The sequence below is a fragment of the Bartonella sp. AP58NXGY genome, from assembly GCF_042195785.1.
Classification (GTDB): Bacteria; Pseudomonadota; Alphaproteobacteria; order Rhizobiales; family Rhizobiaceae; genus Bartonella.
On record NZ_JBHIOY010000249.1, the window covers coordinates 341 to 714 of the forward strand.

The following is a 374-nucleotide window of genomic DNA, read 5'->3' on the forward strand; positions in this document are numbered from 1 at the left end:
AGGGGAGATTGTGGGCTTTGGCATAGTCTGCCCCTCTATCCAGCAAGGTTTTAACTTGTTCAATCGAATCTTTTCCCGGAATAAACGACCCTTTGCCTAAGCCTTGCCCCACAAGATCACGCATTTGTTTTTCAATCAGTTGCTTTTCAAAATAAGCATCCCCTAAGAAGAAAATCTCCCGATCTGGCTTATAACCAATTCTGTTCAAAAAATAGGCTGAGCCATAAAACTTACCAACATCAAGGAATTCTGCCCGCGTTTCATAAAGGAAATTCTGGTTGGGCAGCGTGCCCCCAACACCGCCCGATTGAGGCTTTGGCAAAGGAAGCCCCTCAGAAAGATCCCCTGAATTATTGAGACCCCCCTTTGGTGTA

1 protein-coding gene is annotated in these 374 nt (G+C 45.7%); it reads right to left on the bottom strand.

Going from position 1 to position 374, the window contains the following annotated elements:
• The coding region (locus tag ACFINC_RS10745) for a hypothetical protein (protein ID WP_375617205.1) at positions 1-374 on the bottom strand (374 nt) is incomplete at both ends.